Annotated in this window: 23 protein-coding genes; 11 read left to right on the top strand and 12 right to left on the bottom strand. The window is 71.6% G+C overall.

Features of this window, described 5'->3' with window-relative positions; genetic code table 11:
• Both FM076_RS13475 and FM076_RS13470 read left to right on the top strand, forming a co-directional pair.
• Window positions 1-442: helix-turn-helix transcriptional regulator (locus FM076_RS13475; protein WP_243274476.1), on the top strand; the 442-nt coding region annotated here is incomplete at its 5' end.
• A gap of 138 nt (window positions 443-580) precedes the next feature.
• Complete coding sequence (locus FM076_RS13470; RefSeq protein ID WP_173870613.1) at window positions 581-1,012, top strand: PPOX class F420-dependent oxidoreductase; 432 nt, start codon at window positions 581-583, stop codon at window positions 1,010-1,012.
• A gap of 91 nt (window positions 1,013-1,103) precedes the next feature.
• Here FM076_RS13470 and FM076_RS13465 read toward each other — a convergent pair whose 3' ends face one another.
• Window positions 1,104-1,865, bottom strand: coding sequence for an SDR family NAD(P)-dependent oxidoreductase (locus FM076_RS13465; RefSeq protein WP_173870611.1), 762 nt, complete (start codon window positions 1,863-1,865; stop codon window positions 1,104-1,106).
• 136 nt (window positions 1,866-2,001) lie between these two features.
• Window positions 2,002-2,499 (bottom strand): MarR family winged helix-turn-helix transcriptional regulator, encoded by a 498-nt coding sequence (locus FM076_RS13460; protein WP_173870609.1) that lies wholly within the window; start codon window positions 2,497-2,499, stop codon window positions 2,002-2,004.
• 71 nt (window positions 2,500-2,570) lie between these two features.
• Between FM076_RS13460 and FM076_RS13455 the strand changes: the two genes are divergently transcribed.
• Window positions 2,571-3,374: a methyltransferase domain-containing protein gene (locus tag FM076_RS13455; protein ID WP_173874722.1), complete on the top strand. Its 804-nt coding sequence runs from the start codon at window positions 2,571-2,573 to the stop codon at window positions 3,372-3,374.
• Window positions 3,375-3,710: 336 nt separating this feature from the next.
• Here the strand turns inward: FM076_RS13455 and FM076_RS13450 are convergent, their stop codons facing one another.
• Complete coding sequence (locus FM076_RS13450; protein ID WP_173870607.1) at window positions 3,711-4,298, bottom strand: GNAT family N-acetyltransferase; 588 nt, start codon at window positions 4,296-4,298, stop codon at window positions 3,711-3,713.
• 168 nt (window positions 4,299-4,466) lie between these two features.
• On the bottom strand, window positions 4,467-5,123 hold the full coding sequence (locus FM076_RS13445) for a TetR/AcrR family transcriptional regulator (RefSeq protein WP_173870605.1): 657 nt from the start codon (window positions 5,121-5,123) through the stop codon (window positions 4,467-4,469).
• A 69-nt stretch (window positions 5,124-5,192) separates the two neighbouring features.
• Between FM076_RS13445 and FM076_RS13440 the strand changes: the two genes are divergently transcribed.
• Window positions 5,193-5,381 carry a hypothetical protein gene (locus tag FM076_RS13440; RefSeq protein ID WP_243274475.1) on the top strand — a complete coding sequence of 63 codons (189 nt, stop codon included), beginning with the start codon at window positions 5,193-5,195 and terminating at the stop codon, window positions 5,379-5,381.
• Between the two features lie 257 nt (window positions 5,382-5,638).
• On the opposite strand, the gene FM076_RS13435 is transcribed toward FM076_RS13440, so the two are convergent.
• Together FM076_RS13435 and FM076_RS13430 are read right to left on the bottom strand one after the other, a co-directional pair.
• Window positions 5,639-6,355 carry a TetR family transcriptional regulator gene (locus FM076_RS13435; protein ID WP_173870603.1) on the bottom strand — a complete coding sequence of 239 codons (717 nt, stop codon included), beginning with the start codon at window positions 6,353-6,355 and terminating at the stop codon, window positions 5,639-5,641.
• Window positions 6,356-6,430: 75 nt separating this feature from the next.
• Window positions 6,431-7,609, bottom strand: coding sequence for an acyl-CoA desaturase (locus FM076_RS13430; protein WP_243274473.1), 1,179 nt, complete (start codon window positions 7,607-7,609; stop codon window positions 6,431-6,433).
• A gap of 249 nt (window positions 7,610-7,858) precedes the next feature.
• On the opposite strand from FM076_RS13430, the gene ppc reads away from it, so the two are divergent.
• Window positions 7,859-10,717: a phosphoenolpyruvate carboxylase gene (ppc, locus tag FM076_RS13425; protein WP_428814841.1), complete on the top strand. Its 2,859-nt coding sequence runs from the start codon at window positions 7,859-7,861 to the stop codon at window positions 10,715-10,717.
• 38 nt (window positions 10,718-10,755) lie between these two features.
• On the opposite strand, the gene FM076_RS13420 is transcribed toward ppc, so the two are convergent.
• Window positions 10,756-11,316, bottom strand: a complete 561-nt coding sequence (locus tag FM076_RS13420) for a hypothetical protein (RefSeq protein WP_173870601.1) — start codon at window positions 11,314-11,316, stop codon at window positions 10,756-10,758.
• A gap of 128 nt (window positions 11,317-11,444) precedes the next feature.
• Here FM076_RS13420 and FM076_RS13415 point away from each other — a divergent pair, with 128 nt between their 5' ends.
• Window positions 11,445-12,623: an SUKH-4 family immunity protein gene (locus FM076_RS13415; RefSeq protein ID WP_173870599.1), complete on the top strand. Its 1,179-nt coding sequence runs from the start codon at window positions 11,445-11,447 to the stop codon at window positions 12,621-12,623.
• 27 nt (window positions 12,624-12,650) lie between these two features.
• On the opposite strand, the gene FM076_RS13410 is transcribed toward FM076_RS13415, so the two are convergent.
• From FM076_RS13410 to FM076_RS13400, 3 genes are all read right to left on the bottom strand, one after another.
• Window positions 12,651-12,845 carry a DUF1059 domain-containing protein gene (locus tag FM076_RS13410; protein ID WP_173874719.1) on the bottom strand — a complete coding sequence of 65 codons (195 nt, stop codon included), beginning with the start codon at window positions 12,843-12,845 and terminating at the stop codon, window positions 12,651-12,653.
• Window positions 12,846-12,930: 85 nt separating this feature from the next.
• Window positions 12,931-13,179, bottom strand: coding sequence for a hypothetical protein (locus FM076_RS13405; RefSeq protein ID WP_173870597.1), 249 nt, complete (start codon window positions 13,177-13,179; stop codon window positions 12,931-12,933).
• Window positions 13,166-13,399, bottom strand: a complete 234-nt coding sequence (locus FM076_RS13400; protein ID WP_173870595.1) for a hypothetical protein — start codon at window positions 13,397-13,399, stop codon at window positions 13,166-13,168. The genes FM076_RS13405 and FM076_RS13400 overlap by 14 nt, the downstream gene beginning before the upstream one ends.
• 93 nt (window positions 13,400-13,492) lie before the next feature.
• Here FM076_RS13400 and FM076_RS13395 point away from each other — a divergent pair, with 93 nt between their 5' ends.
• From FM076_RS13395 to FM076_RS13375, 5 genes are all read left to right on the top strand, one after another.
• Window positions 13,493-14,326, top strand: a complete 834-nt coding sequence (locus FM076_RS13395; RefSeq protein ID WP_173870593.1) for a helix-turn-helix domain-containing protein — start codon at window positions 13,493-13,495, stop codon at window positions 14,324-14,326.
• Window positions 14,323-14,532 (top strand): DUF397 domain-containing protein, encoded by a 210-nt coding sequence (locus tag FM076_RS13390; RefSeq protein ID WP_173870591.1) that lies wholly within the window; start codon window positions 14,323-14,325, stop codon window positions 14,530-14,532. Before FM076_RS13395 ends, FM076_RS13390 begins: the two co-directional genes overlap by 4 nt.
• A gap of 184 nt (window positions 14,533-14,716) precedes the next feature.
• On the top strand, window positions 14,717-15,289 hold the full coding sequence (locus FM076_RS13385) for a DUF421 domain-containing protein (protein WP_173870589.1): 573 nt from the start codon (window positions 14,717-14,719) through the stop codon (window positions 15,287-15,289).
• A 339-nt stretch (window positions 15,290-15,628) separates the two neighbouring features.
• Window positions 15,629-15,832, top strand: a complete 204-nt coding sequence (locus tag FM076_RS13380) for a cold-shock protein (protein ID WP_173870587.1) — start codon at window positions 15,629-15,631, stop codon at window positions 15,830-15,832.
• A 212-nt stretch (window positions 15,833-16,044) separates the two neighbouring features.
• On the top strand, window positions 16,045-17,586 hold the full coding sequence (locus tag FM076_RS13375; RefSeq protein ID WP_173870585.1) for a DEAD/DEAH box helicase: 1,542 nt from the start codon (window positions 16,045-16,047) through the stop codon (window positions 17,584-17,586).
• On the opposite strand, the gene FM076_RS13370 is transcribed toward FM076_RS13375, so the two are convergent.
• Both FM076_RS13370 and pth read right to left on the bottom strand, forming a co-directional pair.
• The gene (locus tag FM076_RS13370) at window positions 17,552-17,884 is read right to left on the bottom strand and encodes a MerR family transcriptional regulator (RefSeq protein ID WP_173870583.1); all 333 of its coding nucleotides are present in this window, start codon (window positions 17,882-17,884) and stop codon (window positions 17,552-17,554) included. The two genes, FM076_RS13375 and FM076_RS13370, sit on opposite strands and share 35 nt — an antisense overlap.
• 390 nt (window positions 17,885-18,274) lie before the next feature.
• Window positions 18,275-18,868: an aminoacyl-tRNA hydrolase gene (gene pth, locus FM076_RS13365; protein WP_173870582.1), complete on the bottom strand. Its 594-nt coding sequence runs from the start codon at window positions 18,866-18,868 to the stop codon at window positions 18,275-18,277.
• Window positions 18,869-18,923 lie beyond the last annotated feature (55 nt).

Raw genomic sequence — 18,923 nt, 5'->3', positions numbered from 1 at the left:
GGTCGTCCTCGCCGAGCGCGACGACCCCCGGCACGCCGCCGCGGCCCTCCAGGCGGGCGCGGGCGGCTGGGTCGCCAAGGACTGCTCCCTCTCCCGGCTCCTCCAGGTCATCCGGGGCGTGCTCAAGGACGAGACGCATCTGCCGCCCGCCCTCCTCACCGGCGTCCTCAAGGAACTGACCGCCACCCGCAAGCACCGCACCGAGAGCGAACGCCTGGTGGAGTCCCTCACCCCCCGCGAACGCGAGGTCCTGCGCTGCATGGTCGCCGGGCTGGGCCGCAAGGCCGTCGCCGAGCGGCTGTACCTGTCGCCGCACACCGTGCGGACCCACATGCAGAACGTCCTGGGGAAACTGGGCGTCCACTCCACCCTGGCCGCCGTCGCACTGGCCCGGCGCGCCGGCGTGGGCCCCGCCGAACTGGAGCCCGCGGGGGCGCGCTGAGCCGTCCGGCCGCCCCCTGGAGGGCCGGGGCCCGGCCCGCGTCCCGGAGTCCGGCGCAGGCATCCCACCGGTTGTCAGTCCCGCTGCCTATGCTGAGCGGCCAGGGAAGACGACCGCGGACGGTGGGAAGAGGCGACGATGCAGCAGATGACCGAGGCCCAGTGGCGGGACTTCGCCTTGACGGGCACCCGCACCGGCAAGCTGGCGACCACCCGCAAGGACGGCCGCCCTCATGTGACCCCGGTGTGGTTCCTGCTGGACGACGAGGGCCATCTCCTCTTCACGACCGGGAGCGACTCCCTCAAGTCCAAGTCGCTGCACCGGGAACCGCGCTTCGCGCTGTGCGTGGACGACCAACAGCCCCCCTACAGCTATGTGATGCTCGAATGCGTCGCCACGGAGTTCATCGAGGACCTCGACATCCTGCGCGAATGGGCCACCCGCATCGGCGGACGCTACATGGGAGCGGAGAACGCCGACGCCTACGGCAAACGGAACGCCGTGCCGGGCGAGTACCTGGTCCGCGCGCGGGTGGAGCGCGTGACCGCCTACGCGGACATCGCGGGATGACCTCTCGCGGCGGCTGATGCCGCCTCGGCCGTGGCCGCCCCACCGACGGCTGCCGCTACACCGGCCGTTGCCGTCCCACTGGCCCTTGCCGTCACACCGACCGTTTGAAGACGCTCCAGCCCCCGTCCACCACCAGCCCGGCGCCGGTCACGAACGAGGCGTCGTCCGACAGCAGGAAGGCGATGGCGGCCGCGACCTCGTCCGGCCGCCCGTGCCGCCCGATCACCGTCTCGTGCGCCGCCTGCCGCCGTTCCTCCTCCTCGACCCCGTCCCAGGCGGGCGTCATGACCGGACCCGGCAGCACGCAGTTGACCCGTACGTGCGGGCCGAAGTCCACGGCGAGTTGACGGCCGAGCCCGGTCAGCCCCGCCTTGCTCGCCGCGTACGCGGGCCGCTCCCGCAGGCCGACCAGGGCGTGCACGGAGGAGGTCAGCACCACGGAACCGCCCCGCTCGCGCAGATCCCGGGCGCAGGCGCGCACGCCGAGGAAGGCCCCCGTCAGGTTGACCCCGAGCTGCGCCTCCCAGTCGGCCGTCGAGATCTCGTCGGCGGCGCCGCCGCGGGCGATCGCCGCGTTGCACACGAGCCCGTCCACGGAACCGAACCCCTCGCGGGCCGTCGCCACCGCACGCGCCCAGGCGGGTTCGTCCGTCACGTCCCCGCGGACGAAGGCCGCCCGCCCGCCGGACGCGGTGATCTCGCGGGCCGTCCGATGGGCCCCGTCCTTCTCCTTGTCGAGGAGGACGACGGCGGCACCCTCGTCCGCGAGCCGGTGCGCCGTCGCGGCACCGATCCCGGAACCGCCCCCGCTGATGACGACCGTACGTGACTGGAACCTCCCACCCATGGTCATGCGCGTGATCGTACGGGCCGGGCGTGCGCCCCGGTAGAGCGCAGCGGCACCACGGGCACCAGCCGTGAGCGGTCCCAGGCCCCGGGCAGGGGTGTGGCCCCCAGAAGGGGATGTGGCCCCCAAAGGGGATGTGGTCTCAGGTGGGGATGTTGTCGAACGGGGCGGTCAGCTGCCGCAGCAGGGAGGCCAGTTCACCGCGTTGCAGGGGGGACAGTTCGGCGAGGAGGGCGCGCTCCTGGTCGAGGAGGCCGGCCAGGGCGCTGTCGGCGCGGTCCCGGCCCTCGGGGGTGAGGCGGACCAGCACCCCGCGCCGGTCGCTGGGGTCGGGCAGCCGCTCGACCAGGCCCTTCTTGGCGAGGCGGTCGATGCGGTTGGTCATCGTGCCGGAGGTGACCAGGGTCTGGGTGAGGAGCTGGCCGGGAGACAACTGGTAGGGGGTGCCCGCGCGGCGCAGGGCGGTCAGTACGTCGAACTCCCACGGCTCCAGACCGTGCTCGGAGAACGCGATCCGACGGGCGCGGTCCAGGTGCCGGGCCAGCCTGCTGACCCGGCTGAGCACCTCCAGCGGCTCAACGTCGAGGTCAGGGCGCTCCCGGCGCCATGCTGCCACCAAACGGTCGACCTCGTCCTCCATGGAATCAGTGTAGAGGTTCTGTCGATGTGAAGTCTCTTGACGTCAAGAGACCCTCGGGGCAGGCTGCTGGCATGTGGGACCCGCAGCAGTATCTCCGTCACGCCGCGTACCGTCTACGCCCCCTGCGTGATCTCCTTGCCCGCGTGCCCGACGCACTGCCGGGGCACCCCCGTCCCCGGATCGCCGATCTGGGCTGCGGCCCGGGCGGCCCCAGCGAGGTGCTCGCCCAGCGCTGGCCCGGAGCGCACATCACCGGATACGACAGCTCACAGGACATGCTGAAGGAAGCCGAGGCCCACACCAGGCCCGGCCGCCTCGACTTCGCCTACGCCGACCTCACCGACTGGCGACCCGACCCGGACGAGCACTTCGGACTGCTCTTCGCCAACGCCGCCCTCCACTGGGTGCCGAACCACACGGACCTCCTCCCCGAGTGGATCGCCGCCCTGCCGCCCGGCGGCGTCCTCGCTTTCCAGGTACCGGGCAACTTCCGCGCCCCCACCCACACCCTGCTGGCCGAACTGGCCGAGTCCCCGCGCTGGCAGGGCCGCCTCGGCCCCCCGCCGCGCCCCGACACCGTGCTCGACCCGGCGGGCTACGCCGAGATCCTCGCACCGCTCGGCCCCCACGGCTGCGACATCGACGCCTGGGAGTCCACCTACCTCCACCGGCTGACCGGCCCCGACCCCGTACTGGAATGGACGAAGGGCACCACCCTGCGCCCCGTACTGACACGCCTCAAGGACGACCCCGCCGCCCGGCACCGCTTCCTCTCCGAATACGGCCAAGCCCTCCGCAAGGCCTACCCACCCGCCCCCGACGGCACCACCGCCGTCCCGTTCCGCCGGGTGTTCATGGTGGCGGTGAAGCGGTGAAGCGGTGAAGCGGTGAAGCACTGAAGTGGTGGAGAGGTGGAGCAGTGGAGAGGTGAGCGGGTGGCAAGGGCTGGCGCCCCCGAGGACGACGACATGGACGGTGAGGGCAGAACAGGGTCGGGGCCGGGGGCAGGGGCAGGGGCAGGGATAGGGCTGGCCGGGGCCGGCCGTCGTCGGTGCCGGTGGAGAGGGGGCTCTGGCGCTGGCTGGCGACGAGGGGTCCCGGTGTGTGCCCGTGACGGCGGTGTCGTCGGCTGGTGACGCGAGACGCTGTCAGCGGGTGACGACAGGCCGGTTCGGCCGGTTCCGTCGAGGCCGGTTCTGCCGGGGACGCCGTCAGGCGGAACCGGAAGCCGACTTGGCGGCCCGCCACTCCGGGGCGAGGATCGACCAGACCTCCATGTCGGCACGCTTGCCGCGGTAGAGGTAGCTCTCCCGCAGGACGCCCTCCCTGGTCATGCCCAGCCGGCGGGCGACCGCGATGCTGGCGGTGTTCCCGGAGGAGACCAGCCACTCCACGCGGTGGAAGCCGCGCTCCTCGATGACCCAGTCGAGGAGGACGCGTGCCGCCCGGGTGATCAGGCCCTTGCCCACCGCGGAGGGCTCCAGCCAGCAACCCGCCTCCGCGGTGCCCTGGACGGCGTCCATCGTGCGGAAGAGCACGCCGCCGACAAGCCGGCCGCCGCTGCCGCCGGTGGCCTCCGTCCAGATGCCGTAGATCCGCCCGGTGTCGGCTGCGGCCTTGTCCGCGTACGACTGGAGGCAGGCACGGCTCGACTCCAGGTCGGTGGCCAGGTCCGGGAAGCCGATGTGCTGTCCGACGAACTCCCGGCCCCGGTCCATGTGGGCCAGGAACTCCTCGGCCCGCCACGGTTCGAGGGGGCGCAGTTCGGCGCCGTCGTCACCCAGGGATATCGCGAACATGGCCGTCCTCCAGCGGTCGCACATGCGCACGGGCGCGCACTGGCCGGGATCCTCGCACAGCCCTGAACCGATGGCAGTCCCATTTCAGCGCGGGAAGTGCGGCCAGCGCGGCCAGTGCAGGCGGGGCGGCCAGTGCAGGCAGTGCGGACCAGTGCGGCTCACACGCACTCAGCGCGGCTCAGCACCTCCGCGCACCGTCTCCAGCCGGCGCGACGAGGGGGCGGTCTCCCGGGCGATGCCGTCCAGAACGATCTTGAGGCCGTGGTCGAAGTCGTCCTCGGTCAGCCGGAAGGCCCGCCGTTCCCCGATGAGGGCCGCGGCCAGCGAGGGGCGGGACTCCAGCTCCTCGGTGCTGGGGATCCCGGGGCTGACGGCGGTGAGAGTGGCACCCAACGCGTAGGACTCGACCAGGAGGATCGCACGGGTCGCGTCCTGCGCGGGCCAGCCCTCCGACAGCAGGACGGCGAAGATCGTGTCGAAGCCGTCCAGTGAACGCGGGTCGCGCGTGGGGCGGTGCATGACGAGCGGCACCGCGTTGGGGTGCCGGCGGAACGTGTCGAAGTAGCGCCGGGCCATCCCGTTCAGATGGGCGCGCCAGCCACCCGTCGTCTGCTCCGCCCCCTCGTTGATCTCCTGGACGATCACGTCCACGACCGCCTCGAACACGCCCTCGCGGTCCCGCACGTACTTGTACAGCGAGGGACTGGTGACCCCCAGCCGCTGTGCCAGCCTCCGCATCGTCAGTCCCTCGATTCCCTCTTCGTCCAGCGTGCGCAGCGCCTCGTCGAGCACGGCGGAACGGGAGATGCGGGGTGGGCGCGGCATGGGCGGGGGCTCCAGGAGACGGGGGAAACGGTCGCGGATCGCGCGTCGCTGTCACGGAGCGCCGCCACGATGACGGTCGCCCCGGCGCGGGGGGGGAGGGAGGAGGAGGCCGACCGCGTGGGCCGCGTCCGCGTCGGCCACCGCGTCGGCCTGGCGGTATTCGCCGCGGACCCGCTCATCGCCCCGGCCACCGAATTGGCCGATGTGCCGGTGCGGATGACGCTCGTGGACGGGAGGGCGGTCCACGAGGCCGAGTGAGCCGCCGCCCGCCTCGAAGGAATGCCGAGCCGGTCCGACGGGGTTCCGGGCCCCGTCCGGCGGGATGCCGGCAACTGCCCAGCAGGATCCCCGTAACGGATCGAAAGGGGGAAGGGGGACGTCCGGCCGGGGAGGCTCGGACGGCTTCCGCGGCTCGGGCTGCATGGTCACGCCGCGACCTCCGTGGTCACGTCACGCGACCTCCGGAGCCACGTCACGCGACCTCAAGGGTCACTCCGCGTGACGCCGCCCTCGGTTCATGCGCGGCGGTGGCCTATGAGGCGCGGCTTCTGTTCCAGGCCGTCGAGGCCGTGCCAGGCGAGGTTGACGAGGTGGGCGGCCACGTCGGCCTTCTTCGGCTTGCGGACGTTGAGCCACCACTGGCCGGTGAGCGCGACCATGCCGACCAGGGCCTGGGCGTAGAGGGGGGAGAGCTTGGCGTCGAAGCCGCGGGATTTGAACTCCCGGCCGAGGATGTCCTCGACCTGGGTGGCGATGTCGGAGATCAGGGAGGCGAAGGTGCCCGTGGACTGGGGGAGGGGGGAGTCCCGGACGAGGATGCGGAAGCCGTCGGTGTACTGGTCGATGTAGTCGAGCAGCGCGAACGCGGCCTGTTCCAGCAGTTCGCGGGGGTGGCCGCCGGTGAGCGCCCCGGTCACCATGTCCAGCAGGCGCCGCATCTCGCGGTCGACGACGACGGCGTAGAGGCCCTCCTTGCCGCCGAAGTGCTCGTAGACGACGGGCTTGGACACCCCGGCCTTGTGGGCGATCTCCTCGACGGAGGTGCCCTCGAAGCCGCGCTCGGCGAAGAGGGTGCGGCCGATGTCCAGGAGCTGTTCGCGGCGCTCCTTCCCGGTCATCCGGCGACGGGCCCGCTTGGGGCTCTTGGCGCCTTTCGCGCTGCTGGGCGGCTGCGGCGCGCCGTCGTACGGCTGCCTGTCGCCGTCGTACGACTGCGTCTCGTCGGTCGGCACGGGGTGGGGCCTTTCCCTCTCGTGTGGCTGCGTTCGGGACCCGGGGGCGAGGCCCGCCCCCGGGTCAGCACAGCATCATGCCGCCCCGGCCACCTGTTCCTCACGCTGGGACTCCGCCTGCTCCCCGGGCTGCCGCGCGCCCTGGGGCCGTGCCGTCTGCTCCGCCTGCGCCGCGGTCCTGCGGGAGCGGGAGCTGTCCGTGCTGCGCTTGGTCTCCAGCCGCTCCTGCTTGGGCCAGCGCACGTCGTACGCCCAGCCGGCCTTCTCGAACCAGCGGATGAGCCGGGCGCTGGAGTCGATCTGTCCGCGCTCGACGCCGTGCCGCGCGCAGGTGGGGTCGGCGTGGTGCAGGTTGTGCCAGGACTCGCCGCAGGACAGGATCGCCAGCCACCACACGTTGCCGGAGCGGTCGCGGGACTTGAAGGGGCGCTTGCCGACCGCGTGGCAGATGGAGTTGATCGACCATGTGACGTGGTGGAGCAGCGCGACCCGCACCAGCGAGCCCCAGAAGAAAGCGGTCAGCGCGCCCTGCCAGGACCAGGTGACCAGGCCGCCGACCAGCGGCGGGATCAGCAGCGAGATGGCCGTCCACAGGACGAACAGCCGGGAGACGAGCCGCAGCGCGGGGTCCTTGATCAGGTCGGGCGCGTACTTGTGCTGCGGTGTCTGCTCCTCGTCGAACATCCAGGCCATGTGCGCCCACCACAGGCCCTTCATCAGGGCGGGGACGGTCTCGCCGTAGCGCCAGGGGGAGTGCGGGTCGCCCTCGGCGTCGGAGAACTTGTGGTGCTTGCGGTGGTCGGCGACCCAGCGCACCAGCGGGCCCTCGACGGCGAGCGATCCCATGACCGCCAGGGCGATGCGCAGGGGCCGCTTCGCCTTGAAGGAGCCGTGGGTGAAGTAGCGGTGGAACCCGATCGTGATGCCGTGGCAGCCGATGAAGTACATCGCGACCAGCAGGCCCAGATCCAGCCAGCTCACCCCCCATCCCCAGGCCAGGGGCACGGCGGCCACCAGGGCGATGAACGGCACGATGATGAAGCCCAGCAGTGCCAGCTGTTCCACCGAGCGGCGCTTCTCGCCCCCCAGTGTCGCGGAGGGCAGCGGGCCGGTGGCGGCCTTGTCGGTCCGGGAGCCGGAACCGGTGGTTCCGGCGGCGGCAGGGGCACCGGAGTCCGGAGCTGTCGTGGGGGCGGGGGCGGTAGCGGGGGCGTCCTTCGGTGAACTGTCGAGCACGTCCGGGCTAGTGGTCATAAATGTCCCTCATTGGACCTCGGCTTGGCTACGGTTCCGTAACCTACGGCGTCGTAAGTATGGCAGCCGTAAGGCACGGGACAAGAGGGGTGCGCGCCGGGGCGGGTGGCGCCGCGCGGTGCCCACCCCTCGGACAGAGGTCCTGTACCACGCCGGCGCCGACCTATCCTTGTGCCGTCGGACAGCGCGGTCCGCCACCTGCCCGAAGCCACCCCGCAAGGGACGCAGACCCCCAAGGGAGCCGCACCTGTGAGCAGCGCCGACGCCCATCAGCCCGCCCCCACCTCCCCGCGGAACGCGCCCGGATCGAGTGACCCCCGACCCGGATCGAGTGACCCCGCGCCGCTCGATGACACCTACGGCGGCTACGGCGGCCAGGACGGGGAGTCCGCCGAGGCGACCTCAGCCCTGCGCGCCGACATCCGCCGGCTCGGCGACCTGCTCGGTGAGACGCTGGTACGCCAGGAGGGCCCGGAACTCCTCGAACTGGTGGAGCGCGTCCGCGCGCTCACCCGCAGTGACGGAGAGGCAGCCGCCGCACTGCTGAGCAGGACCGACATCGGGACGGCCACCAAGCTGGTGCGCGCCTTCTCCACCTACTTCCACCTGGCCAACGTCACCGAACAGGTGCACCGCGGCCGCCAGCTGCGCGCCCGCCGCGTCGGCGACGGCGGGATGCTGGCCCGTACCGCCGACATGCTCAAGGACGCCGATCCGGCGCACCTGGCGGACACGGCACGCAACCTGTCCGTCCGCCCCGTCTTCACCGCGCACCCCACCGAGGCGGCCCGCCGCTCCGTGCTGACGAAGCTGCGCCGCATCGCCGAGCTGCTGGAGGAGTCCGAGGGGGCGCTGGGCGAGGCCGAGCGGCGCCGCACCGATCTGCGGCTGGCCGAGAACGTCGATCTGATCTGGCAGACGGACGAGCTGCGCGTCGCCCGCCCCGAGCCGGCCGACGAGGCCCGCAACGCCATCTACTACCTGGACGAGCTGCACCGGGGCGCCGTCGGCGACGTCCTGGAGGACCTGGCCGCCGAGCTGGAGCGCGCCGGAGCCCCGCTGCCGCCCGGCACCCGCCCGCTGACGTTCGGCACCTGGATCGGCGGCGACCGGGACGGCAACCCCAACGTCACCCCCGAGGTCACCTGGGACGTGCTGATCCTCCAGCACGAGCACGGCATCACCGACGCCCTCGCGCACGTCGACGAGCTGCGCGGCGCCCTGTCCAACTCCATCCGCAACTGCGGCGCCACCCAGCCGCTGCTGGACTCCCTGGAGGCGGATCTGGCCCGGCTGCCCGAGATCAGCCCGCGCTACAAGCGGCTGAACCGGGAAGAGCCCTACCGCCTCAAGGCCACCTGCATCCGGCAGAAGCTGCTCAACACCCGCACCCGGCTGGCCGAGAAGCTGCCCCACACGCCCGGCTGGGACTACCTGGGCACCGGCGAGCTGCTCGACGACCTCGCCCTCATCCAGGACTCCCTGCGCGAGCACCGCGGCGGCCTCATCGCGGACGGCCGCCTGGAGCGCGCCCTGCGCACCCTGGCCGCCTTCGGGCTCCAGCTCGCCACCATGGACGTCCGCGAGCACGCCGAGGCCCACCACCACGCGCTCGGACAGCTCTTCGACCGGCTCGGTGAGGAGTCGTGGCGCTACGCCGACATGCCGAGGGACTACCGGCAGCGGCTGCTGGCCAAGGAGCTGCGCTCCCGCCGGCCCCTGGCCCCGTCCCCGGCGCCGCTGGACGAGGCGGGCGCGCGGACGCTCGGCGTCTTCGAGACGGTCCGCAAGGCGCTGGAGACCTTCGGACCGGAGGTCATCGAGTCCTACATCATCTCGATGTGCCAGGGCGCGGACGACGTGTTCGCGGCCGCCGTCCTCGCCCGCGAGGCCGGGCTGATCGACCTGCACGGCGGCTGGGCCAAGATCGGTATCGTCCCGCTGCTGGAGACCACGGACGAGCTGAAGATCGCCGACGAGCTGCTCGACGCGATGCTCTCCGACCCGTCCTACCGCAAGCTGGTCTCGCTGCGCGGCGACCTCCAGGAGGTCATGCTCGGCTACAGCGACTCCTCCAAGTTCGGCGGCATCACCACCAGCCAGTGGGAGATCCACCGCGCCCAGCGCCGCCTGCGCGACGTCGCGCACCGGCACGGTGTGCGGCTGCGGCTCTTCCACGGCCGCGGCGGCACCGTCGGACGCGGCGGCGGCCCCACCCACGACGCGATCCTCGCCCAGCCCTGGGGCACCCTGGAGGGCGAGATCAAGGTCACCGAGCAGGGCGAGGTCATCTCCGACAAGTACCTGGTGCCCTCGCTGGCCCGGGAGAACCTGGAACTGACCGTCTCGGCCACCCTCCAGGCGTCCGCGCTGCACACCGCGCCCCGCCAGTCCGACGAGGCGCTGGCCCGCTGGGACGCGGCCATGGACACCGTCTCGGACGCCGCCCACCAGGCGTACCGCCGGCTGGTGGAGGACCCGGACCTGCCCGCGTACTTCTTCGCGTCCACCCCTGTGGACCAGCTCGCCGAACTCCACCTGGGCTCCCGCCCCTCCCGCCGTCCCGACACCGGTGCGGGGCTGGACGGGCTGCGGGCCATCCCGTGGGTGTTCGGCTGGACGCAGTCGCGGCAGATCGTCCCCGGCTGGTTCGGGGTCGGCACGGGGCTGAAGGCGGCCCGCGAGGCCGGGCTCGACGGTGTGCTGGAAGAGGCGCACACCCACTGGCACTTCTTCCGCAACTTCCTCGCCAACGTCGAGATGACACTGGCCAAGACGGACCTGCGGATCGCCCGCCACTACGTGGAGACGCTGGTGCCCGAGGAGCTGCGGCACGTGTTCGCCACCATCGAGGCCGAACACGCCCTCACGGTGCGGGAGGTGCTGCGGATCACCGGTGAGAGCGAGCTGCTGGAGTCCAACCCGGTGCTCAAGCAGACGCTCAGGATCCGTGACGCCTACCTCGACCCGATCTCCTACCTCCAGGTCTCCCTGCTGCACCGCCAGCGGCAGGCGGCGGCCGAGGGCAAGGAGCCGGACGAGAACCTCGGCCGTGCCCTGCTGCTGACCGTCAACGGCGTGGCGGCGGGCCTGCGCAACACCGGCTGACGGCCGGGGGCCGCCCGTGGTGGGGCCTGGGTACTGCTTCAGAAAGTGAGCAGGGCCCAGGCCCCACCCATGAGCAGCGCCCCGCACAGCCCCGTCACCGCGGCCGTCCTGCGCATGCGCAGCCCGCCCGCGATCACCAGTGACGCCAGCAGCAGGGAGCCGCCCAGCGGCACCCAGGCGTAGAGGATCCCGGCCGGGCCCGTCCGCACGACGTGCTCCGTGCCGGGCTCGACGGCGACCTCCAGCGTCTCGCCCCGCCCGCCGGAGACGAACTCCGAGACGGTCACCTTCTGCGGCCCGGCCCCGGCCCCGGCCCCGGCCTCGGTCTCACCCTCGCCGAGGAACGTCCCCGTGCACGTGTCGTCGTCGCACGACGCGACGGTGACGGTGCCGCGCTCGTCGCCCGTCATCGCGACCGACGCCGTGTCCCACGACGTCCACGCCCCCGCCACCACCAGCACCAGCGCGATGAGGGCCATCAGCCCCGCCCGGGCCAGCAACAGCACCCCGAAAGCGCTCTCACCGAGCCGCCGCACGAGGCTCCGCTTGGTTTTCCTCCCGGCGGTCCTGGTCTTCTTCTGGGCGGTTCTGGAAGACATGGCGGCGATCCTTGGCCACTTGACCGTCACCGGTCAACCTCGGACGGTCATCTTGTGCACGCTTGTCTCACTTACGTGAAGACGCCACCCCCGCCAGGCGATACGCCCCGGAGGTAGGCTCGGCGGCCATGTGTGCGACCCCGCCGAGCACGCTTCCCGAGGCGGCGCTCCCCGACACCCTGCGGCACGAGCCGAGCAGGCGCTTCCTGACCGGAACGGGACTGCCCCCGCAAGCGGCCGAACTGGAGTTCACCAGCGTCCGCGAGGGACGGCTGCGGCCCCTCACCGAGGACGTCGACGACGCCGGCGGGCCCGTCGTCCTCGACGGCCGCCTCCTCGTCCTCGGCCGCACCGGCCAGCCCGGCGCCCGGCTGGTCCTCGACGGCGTCGAAGGCGGCGTCCACCTCGTCGCCCGGGACGCCGACGACCCCGGCAGCCTCGCCTTCGACAGGATCGCCACCGGCCTGCCGGAACTCGCCCGCCTCATCGGACAGATCGAGGCCGTCTCCGGCGCACCCCGCGACCCGGCACCACCGGACCGGCCCCGCGGCCTGGCCGCACTCGCCCGCACCCGCGAGGAGACCGAGACCGGACTGCGCCGCGCCGACCCGCACCTGTACGAGGTGTACGACAACGCCGCCGGGAACGGCGCGCGGCGGCAGCCCGCCCACTGGGGCACCGCGCTGTTCGTCCGCACCCTGCACCTGGCCGCCCGGCCGGGCGACGGAACGCCGGGCGCCCTCGCCTACGAGCTCGACCCCGCGATGGTCACCGACCTCGCCGAGGGCGGGCGGGTACGCCGCTTCACGGAGGACGAACTGCCGCCCGCCCTCACCCACGAGCCGACCCGCCACCTGCTCACCCGGGCCGGCCTGCCCCGCGACACCCTCATGTTCACCATGGGCGACGGCCCGCTGCGCACCCTCGCCGACGCCGCGCTCTCCTTCCGCCCCCACCAGCGGGACCACCTCGCCCTCGGCTGGTGGGCCGAGGACGCCGCCCTCGCCCTGGACGGCACCACCGGCCGCATCGAGATCCCCGACTGGTACGGCGACGACAGCGTCGCCCCCTACCTGCACCAGGACCTGTCCGCCCTCGTCCTCGCCTGCTGGACCCTCCAGCAGTTCCGGAAGGCGTACCAGCGCGCCGACGCGGAAGAGGACCACTGGTACGTCCACGCACCGCACCACCTGCTGGCCTCTCGGGTGGTGCCCGCGGTGACCGCCGTCGACCCCGCGTCATGGGCCACCGACCTGCACATCTGGCCCCTCCTGGAGGCCGACGAACAGGTCGGCGGCATGCTCTGAGACCACTGCGCGGCAGTGGGACCGCCCTCAGGCGGCCTGCGGGGTCCTCTCGTCCTTCAGCATCTCCCGCACCTGCTCCCGCAGCTCAGGCGTGTCCTCGTGACCGTGGACGGACACCGCGTGCTCGGCGGCGGCCCGCACCACCTCGTCCTCCTCACCGGCGATGGTGAGCGTGCAGTTCGACTCGCTCGGGTGCTCCCGGCAGTCCGCGACCTTCCGCATGGAGGCCACCTTCTTCCCTGTCGTCCGCATCGAAACGTCTGTTTCGGAATCTCGGAATGCCTCCCCCTTCCAGGATCGCGCGGTCTCAGCCGGACCAGCCCGGCCAGCCCGGCTCGCGGGGAACGGCGCGGCTCCAGGCGTTCGCCGCCGCCACCGCAGCGTGCAGCCGCTCACGCGGGGTGGCCGCCCGCACCAGGTGCTCGGCGGCATCCCACGTGCGGCCTCCGCCCAGGGGCCGCAGCCGCACGTACGGGCCCGCGGCGCCCACCACGACCCCCACCCGGCCGGACCGCTCGTCCACCACCACGGTGCCCGCAGGCTCAGTCGCCGCCACGTCCGGCCGACCGGCGCAGCACGGCCACCAGCCGCCGTGCCGTGTCCATGTTGACCCGGCCCAGGTCGATCAACTGGCGCGGCGGCGCCGTCGCCGTGCAGGAGGCCAGATCCGGGCCCAGCGACGGCAGGGTGATGCCGTGCAGTGCGCACGCCTGAGCCAGTTCGTCGGAGACCGCCAGCGCCGCTGCGAGGGGGTGTGCGTCAATGTCACTGTTCATGCTCACAGCGTGACGCGACCGGGCTACGCTCTGTAGGGGAATCATGACAGCATCCCTTTTGCGGGGGCGGGGCACGACGGCGAGGAGAGCCGCATGACACAGCAACGGGGCCTGGACCCGTACAACTCTCCCAAGACCTTCTACGGCGCCGAAGTACGCCGTGAGAGGGAGAAACGCGGCTGGTCCCAGGACACGTTGGGGGAGAAGGTGTTCTGCTCGGGCACCTACATCGGCCAGTTGGAAGCCGCCATCCGCCGCCCCCAGCTCGACATGTCCCGCCTCCTCGACGAGGTCTTCGGAACGGGCGAGCACTTCCAACGCCTGTGCCACCTGGCCCGCAAGTCCAAGCACGCGGACTATTTCGCTGACGCGGCGGAGCTGGAGAAGCGTGCCGAGGTGATCAGTCAGTACGCACCCATGCTGGTGCCCGGGCTGTTGCAGACGGAGGCATACGCGCGGGCGCTGGTGAGTGAGGCCCAGCGTTTCGAGCCGGAGGACACCGTCGAGGCGCTGGTGCGCGCACGACTGGAACGGCAACGCATCCTGACGCAGCCAACAGGGCCGCTGTTGTGGGTCGTCATGCACGAGGCAGTGCTGCGCACGCAGGTGGGTGGCCCGCACGTCATGGCAGAACAACTGCGCAGTGTCGCAGACGTAGGTCGTGCCAACCGGCGTGTGCTGGTGCAGGTTCTGCCTTTCGAGGCGGGGGCCAGCGCGTTCCTGGGTGCAGACACCGCCAACATGACCTTCTCTGACGCGCCCCCGGCCACCTACACGGAGAGCGCCTACACCGGCCAACTGGTTGAAGAGCCGAGCCTAGTTGTCCGTTACCAGAGGGCCTACGATCTGACGCGGGCTGCCTCTCTTCCACCAGAAGCGTCCCTCCGACTGATCGAAGCGGTGGCGAAGGACTACACGAAGCAATGAACCCAACATCTGACCTGGCCGGCGCCGTGTGGCGGAAGTCCTCCCACAGCAATGGCGATGGCGGCAACTGCGTCGAGGTCGCGGAGAACTACCCCGGCCTCATGCCTGTGCGGGACAGCAAGCAGCCGGCGGGTCCTGCGATCGTCTTCTCCCGGACCAGTTGGTCCGCGTTCGTCGACGCGGTGAAGTCCCAGCAACTGAGGTAGGCCCTCTCCTCTTCCATCCGACCGACTGGTCGGTCTTCCTCGAAGCACTCAAGAGGGGCACCCTCACCCGGGGCTGACGGGGCGACCCGGAGGGCGTGGTCCGCGCGTTGGGGCGCGTTCCGGCTCCCGCAACTCCACTGTTGGAGCGGTACCAGCGGTACCAACAGTGGAGGCACGGCCGGACATGTGGCACGACATGCTGACGATCGAGATCCCCGTCGTCGAGAAGATCCTGCGCACCGTACTCGTGTACGCCGTCATGGTCGTGCTGTTCCGGCTCTCGGGGAAGCGGGGGCTGGCGTCGATGAACACGTTCGACTTCGTCGTCGTCTTCCTGCTCTCCAATGTCGTGCAGAACGCCATCATCGGCAGTGACTACAGCCTTCTCGGCGGTGCGGTCGGGGCCGCCACACTGGTGGCGGTCAACGCCCTGGTGAACCGCTGGCTGGCGGCCGACGCCCGTGCCGCCCGCCTCCTGGAGGGCAGCCCGACGACCGTCATCCGGGACGGCCGCGTCGTACGGCGCGCCATCCGCCGGCTCGGCCTGCGCTCCGGAGAGCTGCAGCAGGCGGTGCGGCTGCAGACGGGCGGCAGCGTCGACGGCGTCGAGCGCGGCAGTCTGGAGCCGGACGGCCGGTTCGTCATCGTCCCCGTCCCCGCGACGGCGCACGCGACCCGTGCCGACCTCGACCGCGTCATCGAGCGCCTGGAGGCGATCGAGGAACTGCTGAGGTCCGGCAAGCGCGGCGGCGCGTGAGCTGGGGCGTGCGGGGCGTACGGGGCGTTTGCAGGGCGCGTGCGGAGTGTGGGGGTGGTGTCGCGAGAGGGGTTTCAGTATCGCGTAGGGTCGTGCCATCTCCCAGGCGCGCCCGCACAATATCTGTTCCGGCGGAAAGAGAAATCAGCCGAGCGTTGGTCAAGGATTTATCGCTCGGTGAAGTCGCTCCATTCAGCACTGTTCGCGGGGACCGGACCGTGTTACGTTTGTTCTCAGTTGCGGTTGTGGTTTCCAGCGTTCTCCGGACGGGTGATCATCACGGCAACACCGGCGTCCACGCGGTGTGGGCCCCGGGTAGCACCCAGAAGGAGAGTTGTTTTGGCTACTGGCACTGTGAAGTGGTTCAACGCGGAAAAGGGCTTCGGCTTCATCGAGCAGGACGGCGGCGGCGCTGACGTCTTCGCCCACTACTCGAACATCAACGCCACCGGCTTCCGTGAGCTGCTTGAAGGCCAGAAGGTGAGCTTTGACGTCACCCAGGGCCAGAAGGGCCCGCAGGCGGAGAACATCACTCCCGCCTGACGCTGACGCGTTCGAACGAGCTGTGGCCCGCACCCTCGGGTGCGGGCCACAGCTCGTGTCATTTCCGGTCCGGCGCCGACACCGTCGCGGTGGCCCCGGACCTGTTTTCTTTTCTTCGGCTCGTTCCTGCGATTTTCGCGCGCGGTTCACCGCTGCTTCGAATTTTCTCGACACGTGCCGTACCGCACTGCTCATGTCGAGAAAGGCCGCACATGAATCGCACCAGGCGCACATCCACTCGCGCGACCGAACGCACTTCCGCGCGCACCACCACCCGTACGAACGGCCGCTCCGCCCACAACCGGTCCGCGGGCGCGGGACAGAACAGCGGTGGCCGCGGGGGCGCACCGCGCTCCGGCGGACGCTCCGCCGCGCGCACCACCCCGCGTGCCACGGAGTTCGCGCTGCCGGTCACCGTCACCCCGCCCCTTCCGGCGGTCGAGACGTTCGCCGAGCTGGACCTGCCCGCCGCGCTGCTGGGGACGCTGACGTCCCTGGGTGTCCACACGCCGTTCCCGATCCAGGGCGCGACGCTGCCGAACTCGCTCGCGGGCCGCGACGTGCTCGGCCGGGGCCGCACGGGCTCCGGCAAGACCCTCGCCTTCGGGCTGGCGCTGCTGGCGCGTACGGCGGGCCGCCGTGCCGAGGCCCGGCAGCCGCTGGCGCTGATCCTCGTCCCGACCCGGGAGCTGGCCCAGCAGGTCACCGACGCGCTGACCCCCTACGCGCGGTCCCTGCGGCTGCGGACGGCCACGGTCGTCGGTGGGATGTCCCTCGGCCGGCAGGCCGCCGCCCTGCGGGCCGGGGCCGAGGTCGTCGTCGCCACCCCGGGCCGGCTCACCGACCTCATCGAGCGCGGCGACTGCCGGCTGGACGAGGTGGACATCACCGTCCTCGACGAGGCCGACCAGATGACGGACATGGGCTTCCTCCCGCAGGTCACCCGCCTGCTGGACCAGGTGAGGGCGGGCGGCCAGCGCATGCTGTTCTCCGCCACGCTGGACCGCAACGTCGACCGGCTGGTGCGCCGCTACCTGAGCGATCCCGTCGTCCACTCCGTCGACCCGTCGGCCGGCGCGGTCACCTCGATGGAGCACCACCTCCTCCACATCGAGGAGAGCGACAAGCACGCCACGACGACGGAGATCGCCGCGCGCGACGGCCGGGTGATCATGTTCCTGGACACCAAGCACGCCGCCGACCGGCTCACCAAGCAACTGCTCAACAGCGGGGTGCGGGCGGCGGCGCTGCACGGCGGCAAGTCCCAGCCGCAGCGCACCCGCACCCTGGAGCGGTTCAAGGACGGTCACATCACGGCGCTGGTGGCCACCAATGTCGCCGCCCGCGGCATCGACGTCGCCGACCTCGACCTGGTCGTCAACGTGGACCCGCCCCAGGACCACAAGGACTACCTGCACCGCGGTGGCCGTACCGCGCGCGCCGGGGCGTCCGGCAGCGTCGTCACCCTGGTCCTGCCGCACCAGCGGCGGGAGATGAACCGGCTCATGGCCACCGCCGGCATCACCCCGCAGACCGCGCGGGTCCGCTCGGGCGAGGCCGAACTGAGCCGTATCACCGGCGCCCAGACCCCTTCCGGAATCCCCGTCACCGTCGCTCTCACCGCGCCGCCCGAGGCGCCGCGTTCCCAGCGCGGCGGGCGCCCCTCGCGGAACCGGCGCGGGGCACAGCACGGGCGGGGCGCCCGTGGCAGCGGCGGCGTCAGCCCTGCTGGCGGGCGCGCATCTCGGCGTTGATGCGCTTCGCCTCCTCCAGCTGGTCCTCGAGGATGATGATGCGGCAGGCCGCCTCCACCGGGGTGCCCGCGTCGATCAGCTCGCGGGCGCGGGCGGCGATGCGCAGCTGGTAGCGGGAGTAGCGGCGGTGGCCGCCGGGGGAGCGGAGCGGAGTGATCAGCTTCGCCTTGTCCAGACTCCGCAGGAAGCCGGGGGTCGTGCCGAGTATCTCGGCCGCCCGCCCCATGCTGTACGCGGGATAGTCGTCGTCCTCCAGCTTGCGCTCGACGCTCTGCTGTTCCGGGCCTTCTGGGGCCATCGCACCTTCCACAGGTCGAGGGCCCCGGCGGGTGCGCCGGGGCCCTGGGATTTCGGATCAGTATCTTCTACCGGCGCGAAAGCCGGTCCATCCTGCCCGTACGGTCCCTTGGTGAAGCGGAGCATACGGGGCTCGCACATGCGTGACCGATGACCACCCCTCTCACGCGGGACCGGGACCCGCCGCACCGTCACACCACGACGGCCGACGGACGGCGCGCCAACGGCGTGCGACCCGTCCCTCTTTCCTCGATGGGCGTTCTGCTTCCGCGCTCCGGCAGTTCGTCCTCTGCCGGCTACTGAGACTTCTCTCATCCGGTTACAGGAACAAGGTTAGGCACCGAGACGGGGAATGTCTACCTTGGCCAGGAGAGGTTTTCTCGGCGTGCCGTCAGCTGTTGTACGTGCTCTGCGCCCGCTCCAGACCGTCGGCCACGAGGGACTCGCACGCGTCGGCCGCGCGGTCCACGAAGTAGTCCAGCTCTTTGCGCTCTGTCGTGGAGAAGTCCCTCAGCACGTAGTCGGCCACCTGCATCCGGCCCGGAGGGCGGCCCACACCGAAACGGACCCGGTAGTAGTCAGAGCCCAGCACCTTGGTGATCGACTTGAGGCCGTTGTGCCCGTTGTCACCGCCGCCCAGCTTGAGGCGGAGCGTGCCGTAGTCGATGTCCAGCTCGTCGTGGACCACGACGAGACGGCCCACCGGAACGCCGTAGAAGTCCAGCAGCCCCTTCACCGGGCCGCCCGAGACATTCATGTACGACATCGGCTTGGCCAGCACGACACGGGTGCTGTCCACACCAGGAGTGCCCAGCCGGCCCTCCACCACCTGGGCGCGCGCCGCCTTGTGGGACTTGAACGTGGCCCCCATCCGGGAGGCCAGCAGGTCCGCGACCATGAACCCCACGTTGTGACGGTTGCCCGCGTAGCCGGGGCCGGGATTGCCGAGGCCCGCGATGAGCCAGGGATCGGTCGTGGCCGCCATGTGCGTGGGTCCTCCGGTGTCTGATGTTCTTCCCGAGCCCGCCCGCGGGACGCTA

It is taken from the genome of Streptomyces albus subsp. chlorinus, from assembly GCF_013302895.1.
GTDB classification, from domain to species: Bacteria; Actinomycetota; Actinomycetes; order Streptomycetales; family Streptomycetaceae; genus Streptomyces; species Streptomyces chlorinus.
Note: the sequence above shows the minus strand (reverse complement) of the source record. Positions and strands in the feature narration are given on the sequence as shown.

Bases quoted from the DNA above. Each gene is read 5' to 3' on its own strand.
- FM076_RS13470 (WP_173870613.1), top strand. From the start codon at position 581: ATGCAGCAGATGACCGAGGCCCAGTGGCGGGACTTCGCCTTGACGGGC.
- FM076_RS13465 (WP_173870611.1), bottom strand. From the start codon at position 1,865: ATGACCATGGGTGGGAGGTTCCAGTCACGTACGGTCGTCATCAGCGGG.
- FM076_RS13460 (WP_173870609.1), bottom strand. From the start codon at position 2,499: ATGGAGGACGAGGTCGACCGTTTGGTGGCAGCATGGCGCCGGGAGCGC.
- FM076_RS13455 (WP_173874722.1), top strand. From the start codon at position 2,571: ATGTGGGACCCGCAGCAGTATCTCCGTCACGCCGCGTACCGTCTACGC.
- FM076_RS13450 (WP_173870607.1), bottom strand. From the start codon at position 4,298: ATGTTCGCGATATCCCTGGGTGACGACGGCGCCGAACTGCGCCCCCTC.
- FM076_RS13445 (WP_173870605.1), bottom strand. From the start codon at position 5,123: ATGCCGCGCCCACCCCGCATCTCCCGTTCCGCCGTGCTCGACGAGGCG.
- FM076_RS13440 (WP_243274475.1), top strand. From the start codon at position 5,193: ATGACGGTCGCCCCGGCGCGGGGGGGGAGGGAGGAGGAGGCCGACCGC.
- FM076_RS13430 (WP_243274473.1), bottom strand. From the start codon at position 7,609: ATGACCACTAGCCCGGACGTGCTCGACAGTTCACCGAAGGACGCCCCC.
- FM076_RS13420 (WP_173870601.1), bottom strand. From the start codon at position 11,316: ATGTCTTCCAGAACCGCCCAGAAGAAGACCAGGACCGCCGGGAGGAAA.
- FM076_RS13415 (WP_173870599.1), top strand. From the start codon at position 11,445: ATGTGTGCGACCCCGCCGAGCACGCTTCCCGAGGCGGCGCTCCCCGAC.
- FM076_RS13410 (WP_173874719.1), bottom strand. From the start codon at position 12,845: ATGCGGAAGGTCGCGGACTGCCGGGAGCACCCGAGCGAGTCGAACTGC.
- FM076_RS13400 (WP_173870595.1), bottom strand. From the start codon at position 13,399: ATGAACAGTGACATTGACGCACACCCCCTCGCAGCGGCGCTGGCGGTC.
- FM076_RS13395 (WP_173870593.1), top strand. From the start codon at position 13,493: ATGACACAGCAACGGGGCCTGGACCCGTACAACTCTCCCAAGACCTTC.
- FM076_RS13390 (WP_173870591.1), top strand. From the start codon at position 14,323: ATGAACCCAACATCTGACCTGGCCGGCGCCGTGTGGCGGAAGTCCTCC.
- FM076_RS13385 (WP_173870589.1), top strand. From the start codon at position 14,717: ATGTGGCACGACATGCTGACGATCGAGATCCCCGTCGTCGAGAAGATC.
- FM076_RS13375 (WP_173870585.1), top strand. From the start codon at position 16,045: ATGAATCGCACCAGGCGCACATCCACTCGCGCGACCGAACGCACTTCC.
- FM076_RS13370 (WP_173870583.1), bottom strand. From the start codon at position 17,884: ATGGCCCCAGAAGGCCCGGAACAGCAGAGCGTCGAGCGCAAGCTGGAG.
- pth (WP_173870582.1), bottom strand. From the start codon at position 18,868: ATGGCGGCCACGACCGATCCCTGGCTCATCGCGGGCCTCGGCAATCCC.